Consider the following 14,977-nt stretch of genomic DNA (forward strand, 5'->3'; position numbering starts at 1 on the left):
AATGCAATACTCTCGTAAAGCTGATCAACATCCCCTCTATATCTTGTGTTGCCACAACCGGCTAGTAATAGGGTGTCTCCGACAAAAACATTCTCGTGAAAAATCAAAGACACGTGCTCAGGGCAATGGCCTGGAGTATGAATGACATTGATTTTTTGTCTGCCTATTTCTATCGTGCTACCCTCATCTATAGCTTCGCTTTCCGAAGAGATAAAAACCCGCCCTATCGGGTGGATTAATATATTGGCAAACGTGGCCTTTCTCATGGTTTCATTCCCTTCTATATGGTCAGGATGGGCATGGGTGTTGATCACATACTTGGCCCTCAACTTTCGATCTCTTATAAAATTAAGCAGGGTCTTCGCATCGAGCGGGTCGATGACAGCACATTCAGAGGTTTCTTCACACCAGAGGACGTAGTTATAGTTCTTATCGCTTTCTTCTATGCGGATCCGGGCAATCCCGTATCCTTTCTCGATGAATAAATCCATTTTTGCCTTCTCTTGAATTAACTCTATTCTACGGCAACTTTACATTTATCAAAGATTTTACATGGAAAAAGGAGATTACTTAGCAAATCTCCCAGGTCGACAAAGCTTCCGGCAAGCATGAGTTTCAGGCTCAATTTTTTCCCGTGTACCAACACAAAAAGCTCATCAATCGAAGAAAATTTTACATATCCCTTCTCTACACTGGCCAGGGTTCCCCTCAAAACCATTCTATGACCCATAAGGACGGCTTCTATATGCTTTCCGCTAAACTGTCTCAACTCTATTTCATTCATCACATAATCCCCCGGGAATAGTTATGGATTTAATAATACACGATAATAGCGTTTGGCTATGGGTGGAAGGAAACACTATCGGGCATGACCGATAAAACACTTTGCCGATCAGGTCACCAGAATCGATTGAGCATGTGCTTAGTATAAGCTTTCCCTGTATTCATCACCCCACTCGACCGGGTTATGACATATTTGCTCGTATATTGCCTTTAATTTCATTGACTCTTTGTAACCCCGGTATATACTCCATGTTAATTTACTACCCAGTATGAACACAATATTTGCTAAGACAATAAACACAGCCTTTGTCCTGGTCTTATTGGTAGTACCAACGGTCTCATGCAGCGGGGCAAAGGAAAAACCAATCCCTGGGGCAAATATTGCCGGAATCAGGACTCCAATCACCAGGATACTTATCTCACCGCTGGCCTTTGATGCAGCCATCGTAGCCGTTGAAGGATTAGCACACGACGTGCATGAAGAAAGCTTAAACGGAGAAGAAAAAACGATTTTTAAGCTCTCCGACTTAAAAGGAAATTTTATAAACATAGTCATCGACGGCTCCTGGGATATCTACGAAAATGACTACCTAATAGTTGGAGGAGTCTATAGAAGAGCTAAAAACGAGATTGAAGCAACCCAACTAGAAAAGATAAAGCTAGAAGAGGATTAGATAAACTCATTTCGGCTGACCTTTTACAAAGAAAACACTTAATTTTTCTAACTCCCCCAGAGGTCAAATTTTCTTGACAACATCGGAATTAAAGGGTAATTCTTAAAGATTAATTTAACGAGGAAAACCATGAGTTTCGTGAAGGGTCTAAAATGCCGGGAATGTGGACGGGAGTACCCAAAGGAGCCTGTCCACGTTTGTGAATTTTGCTTTGGTCCTCTTGAAGTAAGCTACAATTATGACGAAATAAAGGGCGTCCTCACACGCGAAGCCATAGAGAAAAGAGAGTCCAACATGTGGCGCTACAGCGAGCTCTTGCCTATAGACGAGTCTCCAACAGTGGGTAAGCATGTGGGATTCACTCCCCTTCTTAGGGCAAACAACCTGGCCAGGGCATTGGGGGTTAGAGAAATATACATAAAAAATGATTCCGTATCCTGCCCAACATTATCTTTTAAAGATAGAGTAGTATCCGTGGCTCTATCTAAGGCAAAAGAATTCGGCTTTAGAACGGTTGCCTGCGCCTCTACCGGCAATTTGGCAAACGCCGTTGCCTCCCTAGCCACGTCCGGGCGACTGGAAAGCTATATATTCATCCCTCGCGACTTGGAGCAGGCAAAAATAATCGGGACATCCGTCTATGGTGGTAGGCTCATCGGGATTAACGGAAGTTATGATGATGTGAATCGCCTTTGCAGTGAAATAGCCGGAAAGTTTGGCTGGGCTTTTGTCAACATTAACATGCGCCCATATTACGCGGAAGGCTCCAAAACCTTCGGCTTTGAGATAATGGAACAACTGGGATGGCGCGTCCCGAGGCACATTGTAATACCAATGGCCAGCGGTTCCCTACTCACCAAGATATGGAAGTCTATAAAAGAGTTTGAGAAGCTAGGTCTAGTAGATATTACCGAGACTAGGATATACGGTGCTCAAGCAAAGGGATGTTCTCCCATCACCACCGCAGTCAAGAATGGCTGGGAAGCCTTCAAGCCAGTAAAACCCGATACAATCGCAAAATCCCTAGCCATAGGAAACCCGGCGGACGGCTATTATGCCATGAGTGTAATCAGGGAAAGCGGCGGATACGGCGAAGACGCTACGGACGAAGAAATCGTCTCCGCGATGAAACTGCTTGCTGAAACCGAGGGAATATTCACCGAAACCGCAGGCGGAGTGACTCTGGCGGTAGCGGTAAAGCTGATCAACCAGGGGGTTATACCCCGGGACGAATCAATAGTTGTATCCATCACTGGGAATGGGCTTAAGACCCAAGAGCCTCTCCTGGATAAAGTTTCTAAGCCTTATATAATTGATGCAAAACTTGAAGAATTTGACAAACTCTATTCAAGGATTAATAGTTGAGAAGAGGAGGTAAGTAAAATGCCCTCTGTAAGAATACCTACCCCACTCAGGAGACTAACCGGGGAGAAAGATGAGGTAACGGTGAACTCGAAAAACATTGGCGAGCTGATTAATGAACTGGAAAAACAGTTCCCGGGCATAAGAGAAAGACTTTGTGACGAGACCGGAAACGTAAGGAGGTTTATAAACCTCTACGTCAACAACGAGGACATCAGGTTTTTAAAGGGAGTAGAAACCGAGCTCAAAGAAAATGATATCGTTTCCATCATCCCAGCCATAGCCGGCGGCATCGAGTGATAGTAACGATGTTCACGTCGCTGCCTGCACTAACAACCAAGAGCGGAATAGTACTCATCGGCGATGTGTTAAAATTTTTACGCTATATCCCTCCAGCCAGGAGGGAGTAATTCTCTTGAGCTAGGCCCTATAAATCCTAGGCGGTATATGGTTTAGCAACTGATAATTTGGAAAAAAGCAGATAGGAGGTAGTGGTCAATGAGCAAGTATAAGTCTCTTTTATTTTTCTTGATAATTGCCCTAGCATTTGCCTACGGTTGCGCCAAGAAACCGGATGAGGAACTAAGTAGCGCCGAGGCAGCACTTCAAGCCGCTCAAGAAGCAGGGGCTCAGGAATTGGCACCGGAGGAGTATGAAGCCGCCGAGGAACTACTAAGGCGGGCAAAGGAATTGATCGGACAGGGCAAATACGATGAGGCCAGAGAGCTATTACGACAGGCCAGGGCAAAAGCTGAAGAGGCTAGGAGCAAAGCCGAGTTTGCCAAGCAGGAGCAGGAGTTGGAAAGGCTCAGGCGTGGTGTACCCGAGGTAACTGGGCTAGGAATCCAGGACATTTTCTTTGATTTTGACCGGTATGATATCCGGGTCGACGCCAGGCCGGTGCTAGATCAAAACGCACAAATCTTGAGCACGAATACTAACGTGAACGTGGTGATAGAAGGATACTGTGACATAAGGGGGACTGACGAGTACAACCTTGCCCTCGGTCAGAGAAGGGCCGAATCTACAAAAAACTACCTAGTTCGTCTTGGAATATCGCCTGCGCGAATACAAGCGGTAAGCCGCGGAGAAACCACCCAATGGGCTGAAGGAACCGATGAATACGCTTATCAACAAAATAGAAGGGCTCATTTCATTCCTACTTCTACAACCTTTGGACCTTCGAGCTAACACCGTAAGTAACATAGCGAAATAAATAGGAAGAGAGTTGCTTGGATGAGTTTTATCATCCGAACAACTCTCTTAGCTTTTCCAGAAAATTTCTAGTAGCCGGACTTTCGTGTCCCTCACTGGCTTTGGCAAACTCTTCTAACAACTCTTTTTGCCTTGAATTTAGCTTTACCGGGATCTCCACGTTAACCCTTATGAACAGGTCGCCCCGGCCCCTTCCATTAAGTGTGGGAATTCCTCTATCTTTAAGCTTAAATGTCTGCCCCGGTTGTGTTCCCGGTGGAATTTTGATGGTGGTCTTACCGTCGAGCGTAGGCACTTCTATCTCCGAGCCAAGCGCCGCCTGGACAAAATTAATCGGCACCTCGCAAAATATATCCTTTCCCTCTCTCCTGAATAATGGATGATCCTTCACATATATCTCGATATACAAATCACCGTTGGGGCCGCCTAGAGCCCCGGCTTCTCCTTCCCCTCGAATTCTGAGCCTAGCCCCATCGCTAATTCCCGCCGGTATTTTTACCTTTACCTTTTGCTCGTTGATTATGTATCCCTCTCCCCTACACCGGGAGCAGGCCTTTTTTATTATTCTTCCGGTTCCCCCACAGCTTGAACAAGTTCTGCTGACGGCAAAGAACCCTTCGGAATATTTAATCGCTCCTTTGCCCCTGCATACCAGGCAAACGGATTCGCCACCGGGGGCAGCCCCTCTTCCACCACATTCCGAGCAAAAAACCCTCTTAGGAAGGGAAATCTCCTTCTCCGTACCAAAGGCCGCTTCTTCAAAATCAATTTCCAGATTGTATTTTAAGTCCCTGCCCCTCTCCGGACGCCGTCGTCTGCCGGCGTTGAATACCTCATCAAAAAGATTCTCGAAGAGGTCGTTAAAATTGCCGGAAAATTCGAAGTCCGAGAATAAGCCCTCGTTGGTCATGTGGCCGAAACTATCGTACCGTGCCCTCTTCTCCGGGTTGCTCAAAACCTGGTAAGCTTCGTTAATTTCCTTGAATCTTTCTTCCGCGGCAGGGTTTCCAGGATTTCTATCCGGATGGTATTCGAAGGCTAGCTTTTTATAAGCCTTTTTTATTTCTTCTTGATTTGCATTCCGGTTAAGCCCCAGAACCTCATAAAAATCTCTTCTCGCCATAATTAAACCATTTCGTAATTAGAGAGGTTAAGCAAGTTATTTTCTATTCTGCGCTTTTGGCTCTTTGGGAATATATAAACTCGGCAAAGCGGTAAGACGCTTCCTTGAGTTCATTCAAAGCATCCTTGATATCTATATAACTCTCACCATGGAGAACCTCCTTGGTCCTTCCGATCGCTTTTTCTATCAACTTTCTTATTTCCGGTTCAGCCTTTTCACCATAGGCATCTAGGGTCTTATTTACCGAGTAAAGCAGGCCCTCGGCCTCGTTTTTCAGTAGAGCCAGTTCTTTTCGCTTCCGGTCTTCGTCTACACTCTTTTGCCCCTCTTCTATTATCTTTTGAATCTCTTCCTCGCTCAACCCTCCAGACGGAAATACTTGAATCGCCTGCTTTTTCCCGGTACCGAGGTCTCTTGCCGAGACGTGAAGTATGCCGTCGGCATCGACTTCGAAAGATACCTCTACTTGAGGCATACCCCTGGGAGCAGGCGGAATACCCACGAGGTTGAACCTGGCCAAAGAAATATTGTCTGAGGACATCTCTCGTTCACCCTGAAGCACATGTACGCTCACAAAATCCTGATTGTCTATGGCTGTAGTGAAAATCCGACTTCTTCTGGTAGGAATCGTGGTGTTCCTTTCTATAATCTTGGTGAATAGACCTCCTTTCGTCTCCACGCCCAAAGACAGCGGGACGACGTCCAGCAGAAGAACTTCGTCAACCTTGCCCTCGAGAACGCCACCCTGTATCGCTGCACCAATTGCTACCACCTCGTCAGGGTTTATTCTTTTTTGGGGCTCCTTCTGAAATATGCTTTTTACCTTCTCTTGAACTTTGGGCATCCTGGTCATACCGCCAACAAGAACCACCTCATCTATCTCGGTGGGTTTCAACTTGGCGTCTTCGAAGGCTTGCCGGCAGGGGATCTCCAGCCTTTCTATCAGGTCGTCTACTAATTCTTCCAATTCCGACCGGGTGATTTTTACGTTAAGGTGCTTGGGGCCGCTGGTATCCACCGCTATGAAAGGCAGATTTATGTTTGTCTCCAGGATGGAGGACAACTCATGTTTGGCTTTTTCGCACGCTTCTCTTATCCTTTGAAGCGCCATCTTGTCGACTCTGAGGTCTATCCCGTTTTTTTTCTTGAAATCCTCTATAGCGAACTCCACCAATTTCTGGTCGAAATCGTCTCCGCCCAGGAAAGTATCTCCGCTGGTTGACTTAACCTCAAAAACGCCATTGGCGATCTCCAGAACAGTTATATCAAATGTCCCTCCTCCCAGGTCGAAAACGGCCACTCGCTGATTGCCCTTTTTATCCAGACCGTAAGCCAGAGCAGCCGCGGTTGGCTCGTTAATTATGCGCCTCACGTTAAATCCGGCGATTCTGCCAGCGTCCTTCGTGGCCTGACGTTGACGGTCGTTAAAATGAGCAGGTACCGTTATGACCGCCTCATCAACCTCATGACCTAGGTACTCCTCAGCAATCTGCTTCATCTTCGTGAGTATTATCGCCGAAATCTCCTGCGGGCTGTATCCTTTTCCGTTCACTTCAACCCAAGCATCGTCCGAAGAACTGGAAGTGATGTTGTAAGGAGCATACTGTCTAGCTTTCACCACTTCCGGCGCATCGTATCGCCTGCCGATGAGCCTCTTTACGCCAAAAATGGTATTAAGAGGATTCACCACCGCCTGTCTCTTGGCCACTGCACCGGCAAACCTGCTCCCATCTTCAGTAAAAGCTACTACGGAGGGTGTGGTTCTGCTGCCTTCTTCATTGGGAATGACAACCGGGCTGCCACCCTCAATCACCGCCACGCAAGAATTCGTAGTACCAAGGTCTATTCCAACTATAGGCATTGCCGTCCTCTAAATATTATCATCTAAATCCTCATCAGTTATATCCAATAATTCTCCCGGGCTGCCGTCGCTCTTTTTCTTTTCTTCCGGTTTATCCGGAGAGGCACCCTCAGTGGTCGTTTCCCGGTGCTCCTTTGATACCACCACCAAGGCTGGCCTTAGTAATCGGTCTTTAAGAGTATACCCTTTTAACATTTCAGAGAGAATTATGCCCGGGGTTAAATCTTTGGTTTCCACACGTTCTATGGCTTGATGATATCTTGGGTCAAACTCCTGGCCTTTATTAGCCTCTACCGGTTGTACCCCGAACCTCTCCAGACAACTGAGGAAGTGTTTATAAACCAATTTTACCCCCTCGACAATCGGGCCGTCCTGCTCGGCAGACTCGGAATGCTCCAATGCTCGCTCCAGGTTATCCAGTACGTTAAGCAGGGCCTTTATCAGTTCTTCATTTCCATAAGCTATGATATCGGCCTTCTCCTTTGATACCCTCTTCTTGTAATTATCAAAATCTGCGGCCATTCTTAAGTAGCGGTCGTGAAGGTCGTTATACTCTTTATTTTTATCTTCTAACCTTTGTTCTAGCTGCTTCAGCCTTAAATGCAGGTCCTCTGCAGCCGACCCTGATTCCGCATTAGCCTCTACCGTGCCTCCTATCTCGGAATCACTCTCGATACCTGTTATTTCTTTTTCTTCGTCTCTATCGTTACCGCTCATTATCTCCCCCTCCAACTATTTTACTCACAAGCCTAGCCGTATAATCAACCAACGGAATAATTTGAGAATAATCCATGCGTATCGGGCCTAGAACACCTAGTGTTCCTAGTCTCTTTTTATCGCCGTAGGGTGCAGCAACCAGGCTATAACCCTCGATAACGCCGTTCTCCAAACCTACGAAAACCTTGGTGCCTTGGCCCTTCATTACTTTTTCCAGAATATCCAACAGGAAGTCTTTTTCTTCGAAGGCCTTAAAAAGCTCTTTGAGCGCGCCAGGATTAACAAAATGAGCATTCTCTAAAAAAGAAGTCTGCCCCCTAATGTAGAAGTCGGATTTAAGTTTCTGCTCAGATACCTTAGTGCTGAACCTTATGACGCTCTCTATGAAATCCCGATAAAGCTGCTTTTGATCCTTCAACTCATCCAGCACCAACGATTTCAATTCGTCAAGCGTTAGGCCTATTGATAACTTGTTCAGATAATCGCTTATCCTATAAAGTGCATCCTTGGGGATTTCCTTCTTAACCCTTATCAGCGTCTTCTCGGTAATCCCTCCCTCGAAAACTATAACCACAAGAACCTTTTTATCTGCCAGCTTAATCAATTCGGCAGACTTTATCTTCATAAACCTAGTATTGGGAAGAGTAGCCAAACCAGCGCAACAAGATATATCCGATAGCATTCTAGTCGTTTCTTGCATTACCTGGTCGATGGTTCCGTCTATCTTTTTATAGCGCCTGCTTATAACTACCCTCTTACCTTCAGACAGCTCCTGTGGGTTAAGCAGTGAGTCAACATAAAACCTTACCCCTTTCTCGGTGGGAATTCTACCGGCGGAAACGTGAGGCTGAGCAATATAGCCCTTGTTCATAAGCTCGGCCATAGTATTTCTGACCGTGGCAGAACTCCAAGGGAGATTATAGCTTTGCACCAGTTTGAACGACCCGGCCGGCTGGCCTGTTTTTATGTAGTGATCTATTATTAGATGAAGCAATTTCCCGGCTCTATCGGATAGATGCATCACTTTCATGATTAATTATCTTTGAAAAATATAATAATTACAAGGCAGATTGTCAACGTAAAGGTCGTAATATCCGCACATGAATACTCGAAACTAATCTCAAATTCCCTTATCCATCCAGCTCAAAGAGCTTGGCGGGTAAGATTACAATATATATCATCATACGGAAAGTTAGAGTCGCTTTACAATTCCGGTAGAAGAAAGCTCAGTGCCGATCGGCAATGCTGAAGGCTACCCCTTCCAAGAGTCCGCCGTCGCTTACTATAATCCGGTCTTTGGAAAATATCTCCATGGTCTTCAGCACGATCAAAGCACCCGGAATAATGACATCCTCCCTGCCCTTCTCCAATCCAGTAATCTCGTGTCTTTTTCCCGTGGGGATTTTTATCAAGGAAGCGAAAATTCTCAATACCGCATCACGCTTGAGCACGTGTCCGTTAACCAAGTCGGGATCATAATTATTCATCCCCATGTCTATGGCTGCTAGGGTAGTGGGCGTTCCCGCCGTGCCGATTAAAGACAGACCGGCCACGGAGTATTCAGATGCCCAGGACAACTGAGAGAGTAGAGTATCCTCGATGTGCTTTGAAAGCAAGTTAAGTTCGGATTCGCTCGGAATATCATGCCGGAGAAAAAACTCAGCCAGATGCACCACACCAAGATTAGTACTGGCAAGACCCAGTATCAGTCCATCCTTAACATAGACATACTCGGTACTACCGCCGCCAACATCAAAAATCAGGTTATACTCCGAGACTTTGGGGACCGACCTCAACACACCCCGTACGGTAAGCTTAGCCTCTTCCTCCCCCGAAATCAGCTCCGCCCAAATTCCGGTCTCGCTTTTCACCCGTTCTAAGAAATCATGACCGTTTAAAGCCTCTCTTACCACACTAGTAGCCACCGCCCTCACCTTTTCGACCTTGTATTGTTCCAGAATATCGGCAAAGTTTTTAAGCGTACTAATCGCTCTTTCCATAGCATCAGGAGAAATTAACCCCTTTTCTTTGCTGAAGCCACCCCCGAGCCTGGTAATTACACGACCTACGTGTACCTTTTTCAGTTCATTACCCTTTAGCTCACACACCAGTATCCGGAAAGTATTTGTACCGATATCTATCGAAGCTATGCGCATGAGTAAGAATGTCTCTTGTAATGCTTAAGGCTAAAAATTGAGTTGCTGTTTATAGGTTTTCAAGTACTCCACGTAATTTCGTGCCGATTGCCTTATTTGCTCGACTTCATTCGGCCTAATCTCTCGTTTAATCCTGGCCGGTACACCCATGACCACAACGCCGGAAGGTACTCTGGAACCAGGAGGAACCACACTTCCTGACCCAATCACCACATTCTCCTCTATCATAGCTCCGTCCAGGACTATAGCACCGATCCCGATGAGGACGTTGTTTCCTATCGTGCATCCATGAAGCACGGCTCTATGGCCCACGGTTACTTCATCTCCGATCACCAAAGGATGCTTGCCCTTGGTAACATGTAGGACACAACTATCCTGGATGTTGGTCCTATCGCAAATGCGAATGTAATTTACGTCCCCCCTTACCACGGTCTGGAACCATATGCTCGATTCCTGGCCCAAGGAAACATCCCCTATAACTTGGGCGCTATCGGCCACAAAGGCTGTCTCATGCACGCTGGGATGAACTCCCTTATACGGTTTGATCATAAAAACCCATGCCTAAGACTCTTTTTCTTTTGCTGATTCTTCCACGATTTTGGCAGATAGATGGCTAGGTACCTCCTCATAGTGAGAGAACTCCATACTGAACATGCCTCTACCGCTGGTGATAGAGCGTAGCTCCGGTGCATAGGAAAGGATTTCAGCCATGGGAACTAAGGCTTTTACTAAGTGCCCGCCGGCCTGAGGCTCGACACCGGATACCTTCCCCCTTCTGGCATTAATGTCGCCTATGACGTCTCCTAAACAATCCTCCGGGGTAAATACCTCCATACTCATGATCGGCTCTAGAAGAATTGGTTGAGCCATTTCCATAGCCTTCTTGAATCCCATCGAGCCGGCGATTTGAAAGGCGATATCCGACGAATCCACCGGATGATACTTTCCGTCAAAAAGTGTCACTTTCAAATCCACTACCGGGTAACCGGCCAGGACACCCTTTTTCATAGCCTCCCTCACACCCTTTTCTACGGAGGGAATATAGTTTTTGGGAATTACGCCACCCACAATCCGGTCGACGAATTCATAGCCTGCTCCGGTGGGCAGGGGCTCGATTTCCAGCCATGCATCCCCATATTGTCCCCTCCCTCCGGTCTGCTTTATGTATTTTCCCTCTGCCTTTGCCGATTTTTTTACCGTTTCTTTATAGGGGACTTTAGGGGTTTTTAGCTCGACATTAACTCCGTAGGTGTTTTTAAGCTTATCTACCGTAACCTCTATATGCACCTGTCCGGTCCCGGAAAGGAGGAATTCCTTTGTCTCATCGTCCCTTCGGAATTGAATGGCGGGGTCTTCTTCGACTATCCTGTTTAACGAGGCCATCAGCTTATCCTCGTCGGACCGGGCTTTTGGCTGTATAGCATAAGACATAACGGCTTGGGGAATAGGTATAGGAGGAATAACTATGGGGTTTCCTTCATCGCAAAGTGTATCTCCGGTTTGTACATCTTTAAGCTTGTTGACTGCAACTATATCCCCAAAGTAAGCCGGGCTTAGCGGAAACTGTTTTTTTCCTACTATCCTGAACAACTGCCCTATTCTCTCGCGTGAATTTTTGGTGGAGTTAAAAAGCGTCGAATCGGCTTTAAGCATACCTGAGTACAATCTAAGAACACTCATTTTCCCAGCATATGGGTCGGATATAGTCTTGAAGGTAATGGCGGAAACCGGTTCCTCCAGTTTTGGCTGCCTCTCTATGTCTTCCCCCTTTAAGCTCTGCCCCTTGACCGGAGGTCTCTCCAGCGGCGAGGGTAAATAGCGATGAATAGCGTCCATGAGAATGTTTACTCCCATAAGCTTTACCGCAGATCCAACCACGACTGGAACTACCCTTGAGCTAAGCACACCTTCCCTTACCATTTTATGAATGGTTTCCTTATCGATGTTCTCCCCGTTAAGATATTTTTCGAGTAATTCGTCGTCCATCTCTGCTATAGACTCGAGTAGCCTTTCTCTCCATAAGCCTCCGCTTTTTTCCAGGTCGTTTGGTATTTTATCCTCTCTGTACTTTCCTCCATCGTCGTAGAGATAAGCCTTCATCTCTATCAAATCTACTATGCCCCTGAAGCTCTCCTCTTCACCTATGGGAATGGTAATGGGCACAGGGGTTATCTCCAAGTCCTTCTCAATATCAGCAATAGCGTTCTCAAAATTTGCCCTTTCCCTATCGAGCTTATTGACGAAGAGTAACCGGGGGATGCCCAAATCCGCTGCCATCTGCCAGAACTTTTCCGTCTGCCCCTTGACCCCGGTAATCGCGCTCACTATTACGATAACTCCATCCACCACCCTGAGTCCGCTTTCAGTTTCGAATAGAAAATTGGCGAATCCGGGCGTGTCTACCAAATTAAGGAGATAGTCATTCCACTCGGTAAAAGCGACGTGGCAGTTAATCGACATTTTCCGCTTCTTTTCCTCAGTCTCATAATCCAGAACGGAAGAACCGTCATCGACTTTTCCTAACTTTTCAGTAGCACCCCCTAGATAGAGCATCGCCTCGCAAAGAGAGGTCTTTCCGGCACCGTGATGCGCAATTATAGCCACGTTTCTCACGTGCTCTCGGTCATACTCTTTCATCGGAACTCCCCCTGGGCAGGTTTTTTACTATTATAGAATGATAAGTTGTAGTTTGTAAAGCTTCTTCAGGAAAAGAGTTGTCTAAGAAGCACAACTCAGCAAGGGAAAAATCTTAGGATGCTTGGTTTTCTTTGTATTTCTTCTTGAATCTTTCCACCCTGCCCCTGGATTCGGCAGTTCTTTCCTTTCCGGTGTAGAAAGGATGGCAGTTAGAGCATATTTCCACCGTAAAATTTTCTAGGCGTGTTGACCTGGTCTTGTAAGTTGCACCGCAGGCACAGGTAACAACGACTTCTTTATACTGTGGATGGATATTCTGCTTCATTACGATACCTCCAATCATTGAATAGGTCTGTGTAAACTCGCTACATCAGGGAGAAGGAATAGTTAAGAGCACTGATACCACGACCGAAAAAATTTAACATCGAAAACACCTCTAGGCAAGCTAAAACTAAAAGCAGCTTACCGATCATCTATAAGTCGTCCTTTACTGAAGCTCAAGAACCGCGGATGCCTTGATTATTTCTCGGTAAACTCGGCGTCAATCACGTCATCGCCGCCTTCTTTCTTACGTGCCTCGCCCGCCTGAGCCCCGGAGTCGCCAGTTTGTTCGGCAGCACCCTCTTTCCCGCCACCAGCTGCCTGCTTGTACATTAACTCCGCTATCTTGTGCGAAGCAGTCGTGATCCTGTCTGTAGCCCTCTGGATTTCACTCAAGTCTTCTCCCTTGACCGCTTTCTTTCCTTGCTCGAGCGCGTCCTCGAGCTCGCTCTTCTCGCTCTCAGAGAGCTTATCCTTGAATTCCTTGAAGCTTTTTTCCGTCCTGTAGATCAAGTCATCGAGCTTATTTCTATTCTCGACCAGTTCGCGCCTACTCTTGTCCTCCTCGGCTCGCTCTTCGGCTTCTCTCACCATCTTGTCGATCTGCTCCTTGGTTAAACCGCTTGACGCTTCCACCCTTATTTTCTGTTCTTTTTGAGTGGCCAAGTCTTTTGCAGATACGTGGAGAATACCGTCGGCATCAATATCAAAGGTGACTTCTACCTGGGGTATTCCCCTCGGTGACGGTGGAATACCGTCAAGTATGAATCTAGCCAATGTCCTATTATCACGAGCCATGGGCCGTTCTCCTTGTAGTACGTGTATCTCGACCGAGGTCTGGTTGTCCTCGGCTGTGGTAAAAACCTGGCTCTTTTTCGTAGGTATGGTGGTGTTCCTTGCGATAATAGTAGTCATAACACCGCCTAGGGTCTCGATCCCAAGCGAGAGCGGTGTAACATCCAGGAGAAGCACATCCCTCACCTCACCGCCGAGAACGGCGCCCTGTATGGCCGCCCCCACCGCTACGACCTCATCCGGGTTTATGCCTTTGTGCGGCTCTTTACCAAAGAAATCGGTTACCACCTTGTTTACCAGCGGTATCCTAGTAGAGCCTCCCACAAATATGACCTCATCGATGTTGTTCGCCTTGAGACCGGCGTCCTTCAATGCTTGTCGGCAAGGCTCCAAGGTCCCCAGTATTAGGTCCTCGATAAGTTGCTCGAACTTAGAACGGGTCAGCTTCATGATGAGATGTCTTGGACCGGCGGCATCCGCGGTGATAAAGGGAAGGTTGATTTCGGTCTCGAGGGTCGTGGAAAGCTCTATTTTAGCCTTCTCCGCCGCTTCCCTTAGCCTTTGCAATGCCATTTTATCTCGACTTAAATCAATTCCAGATTCTTTCTTGAATTCATCGATCAAGTAATCCATAATCCTTCTGTCAAAATCGTCTCCCCCAAGGTGGGTATCACCATTTGTAGATTTCACTTCTATGACGTTATCTCCAACCTCCAGTATAGAGATATCAAATGTTCCGCCTCCCAAGTCGTAAACCGCTATGGTCCCTTCTTTTTTCTTGTCGAACCCGTATGCCAAGGCTGCCGCAGTAGGCTCGTTTATTATCCTCCTCACATTCAACCCGGCAATTTTACCGGCATCCTTGGTAGCTTGTCTCTGGCTATCGTTAAAGTATGCGGGTACAGTTATTACCGCTTCGGTTACCTCTTCACCCAGATAGGTCTCTGCGGCTTTTTTGAGCTTCATCAAAACATGAGCAGAAATCTGTGGAGGGGAATACTGCTTCCCCATCGCCTCTACCCAGGCGTCACCGTTCGGGGCTTTAACCACTTTATAGGGAAGACGCTTCGCTTCATCTACCGCCTCATCGTACCTTCTCCCCATCAGTCTCTTGACCGAGAATACAGTGTTCTCGGGATTAACCACGGCTTGCCTCTTAGCCGGCCCCCCCACCAATATCTCGCCGTCCTTAGCAAAAGCTACAATAGAAGGTGTGAGTCTAGAACCCTCCTCATTTATCAGCACCTTCGGCTCTCCGCCTTCTACTATTGCCACAACTGAATTTGTAGTTCCAAGGTCTATTCCAATAATCTTTTTGCTAGCCATTATTCCC

At 46.8% G+C, this 14,977-nt stretch carries 15 protein-coding genes; 4 read left to right on the forward strand and 11 right to left on the reverse strand.

What is annotated here, in order from left to right:
- Together VNN20_07950 and VNN20_07955 are read right to left on the reverse strand one after the other, a co-directional pair.
- A partial coding sequence (locus VNN20_07950) for an MBL fold metallo-hydrolase (GenBank protein HWP92113.1) occupies positions 1-491 on the reverse strand: 491 nt, incomplete at its 3' end.
- A 23-nt stretch (positions 492-514) separates the two neighbouring features.
- Complete coding sequence (locus VNN20_07955) at positions 515-784, reverse strand: hypothetical protein (GenBank protein HWP92114.1); 270 nt, start codon at positions 782-784, stop codon at positions 515-517.
- Positions 785-1,052: 268 nt separating this feature from the next.
- Here VNN20_07955 and VNN20_07960 point away from each other — a divergent pair, with 268 nt between their 5' ends.
- The 4 genes from VNN20_07960 (at position 1,053) to VNN20_07975 (ending at position 4,010) form a co-directional block, all read left to right on the forward strand.
- Entirely contained in the window at positions 1,053-1,457 is a 405-nt protein-coding gene (locus VNN20_07960) for a hypothetical protein (protein ID HWP92115.1), read from the forward strand.
- Between the two features lie 129 nt (positions 1,458-1,586).
- Positions 1,587-2,822, forward strand: coding sequence for a threonine synthase (gene thrC / locus VNN20_07965; protein HWP92116.1), 1,236 nt, complete (start codon positions 1,587-1,589; stop codon positions 2,820-2,822).
- 18 nt (positions 2,823-2,840) lie between these two features.
- Positions 2,841-3,119 carry a MoaD/ThiS family protein gene (locus VNN20_07970; protein ID HWP92117.1) on the forward strand — a complete coding sequence of 93 codons (279 nt, stop codon included), beginning with the start codon at positions 2,841-2,843 and terminating at the stop codon, positions 3,117-3,119.
- 198 nt (positions 3,120-3,317) lie between these two features.
- Positions 3,318-4,010, forward strand: coding sequence for an OmpA family protein (locus VNN20_07975; protein HWP92118.1), 693 nt, complete (start codon positions 3,318-3,320; stop codon positions 4,008-4,010).
- A 55-nt stretch (positions 4,011-4,065) separates the two neighbouring features.
- On the opposite strand, the gene dnaJ is transcribed toward VNN20_07975, so the two are convergent.
- From dnaJ to dnaK (VNN20_08020), 9 genes are all read right to left on the reverse strand, one after another.
- Positions 4,066-5,157 (reverse strand): molecular chaperone DnaJ, encoded by a 1,092-nt coding sequence (gene dnaJ, locus VNN20_07980; protein ID HWP92119.1) that lies wholly within the window; start codon positions 5,155-5,157, stop codon positions 4,066-4,068.
- Positions 5,158-5,200: 43 nt separating this feature from the next.
- Entirely contained in the window at positions 5,201-7,018 is a 1,818-nt protein-coding gene (gene dnaK, locus VNN20_07985) for a molecular chaperone DnaK (GenBank protein ID HWP92120.1), read from the reverse strand.
- A gap of 9 nt (positions 7,019-7,027) precedes the next feature.
- Positions 7,028-7,735, reverse strand: a complete 708-nt coding sequence (gene grpE, locus VNN20_07990) for a nucleotide exchange factor GrpE (GenBank protein HWP92121.1) — start codon at positions 7,733-7,735, stop codon at positions 7,028-7,030.
- Positions 7,725-8,765 (reverse strand): heat-inducible transcriptional repressor HrcA, encoded by a 1,041-nt coding sequence (gene hrcA, locus VNN20_07995; GenBank protein HWP92122.1) that lies wholly within the window; start codon positions 8,763-8,765, stop codon positions 7,725-7,727. Before hrcA ends, grpE begins: the two co-directional genes overlap by 11 nt.
- Before the next feature lie 196 nt (positions 8,766-8,961).
- The gene (locus tag VNN20_08000) at positions 8,962-9,891 is read right to left on the reverse strand and encodes a Ppx/GppA phosphatase family protein (protein HWP92123.1); all 930 of its coding nucleotides are present in this window, start codon (positions 9,889-9,891) and stop codon (positions 8,962-8,964) included.
- Positions 9,892-9,921: 30 nt separating this feature from the next.
- Positions 9,922-10,440, reverse strand: a complete 519-nt coding sequence (locus tag VNN20_08005; protein HWP92124.1) for a gamma carbonic anhydrase family protein — start codon at positions 10,438-10,440, stop codon at positions 9,922-9,924.
- 12 nt (positions 10,441-10,452) lie between these two features.
- Positions 10,453-12,528, reverse strand: coding sequence for an elongation factor G (gene fusA / locus VNN20_08010; GenBank protein ID HWP92125.1), 2,076 nt, complete (start codon positions 12,526-12,528; stop codon positions 10,453-10,455).
- 112 nt (positions 12,529-12,640) lie between these two features.
- On the reverse strand, positions 12,641-12,853 hold the full coding sequence (rpmE, locus tag VNN20_08015; GenBank protein ID HWP92126.1) for a 50S ribosomal protein L31: 213 nt from the start codon (positions 12,851-12,853) through the stop codon (positions 12,641-12,643).
- A gap of 194 nt (positions 12,854-13,047) precedes the next feature.
- Positions 13,048-14,970 (reverse strand): molecular chaperone DnaK, encoded by a 1,923-nt coding sequence (gene dnaK / locus VNN20_08020; GenBank protein ID HWP92127.1) that lies wholly within the window; start codon positions 14,968-14,970, stop codon positions 13,048-13,050.
- Positions 14,971-14,977 lie beyond the last annotated feature (7 nt).

It is taken from the genome of Thermodesulfobacteriota bacterium, from assembly GCA_035559815.1.
Classification (GTDB): Bacteria; Desulfobacterota_D; UBA1144; order Nemesobacterales; family CSP1-2; genus DATMAT01.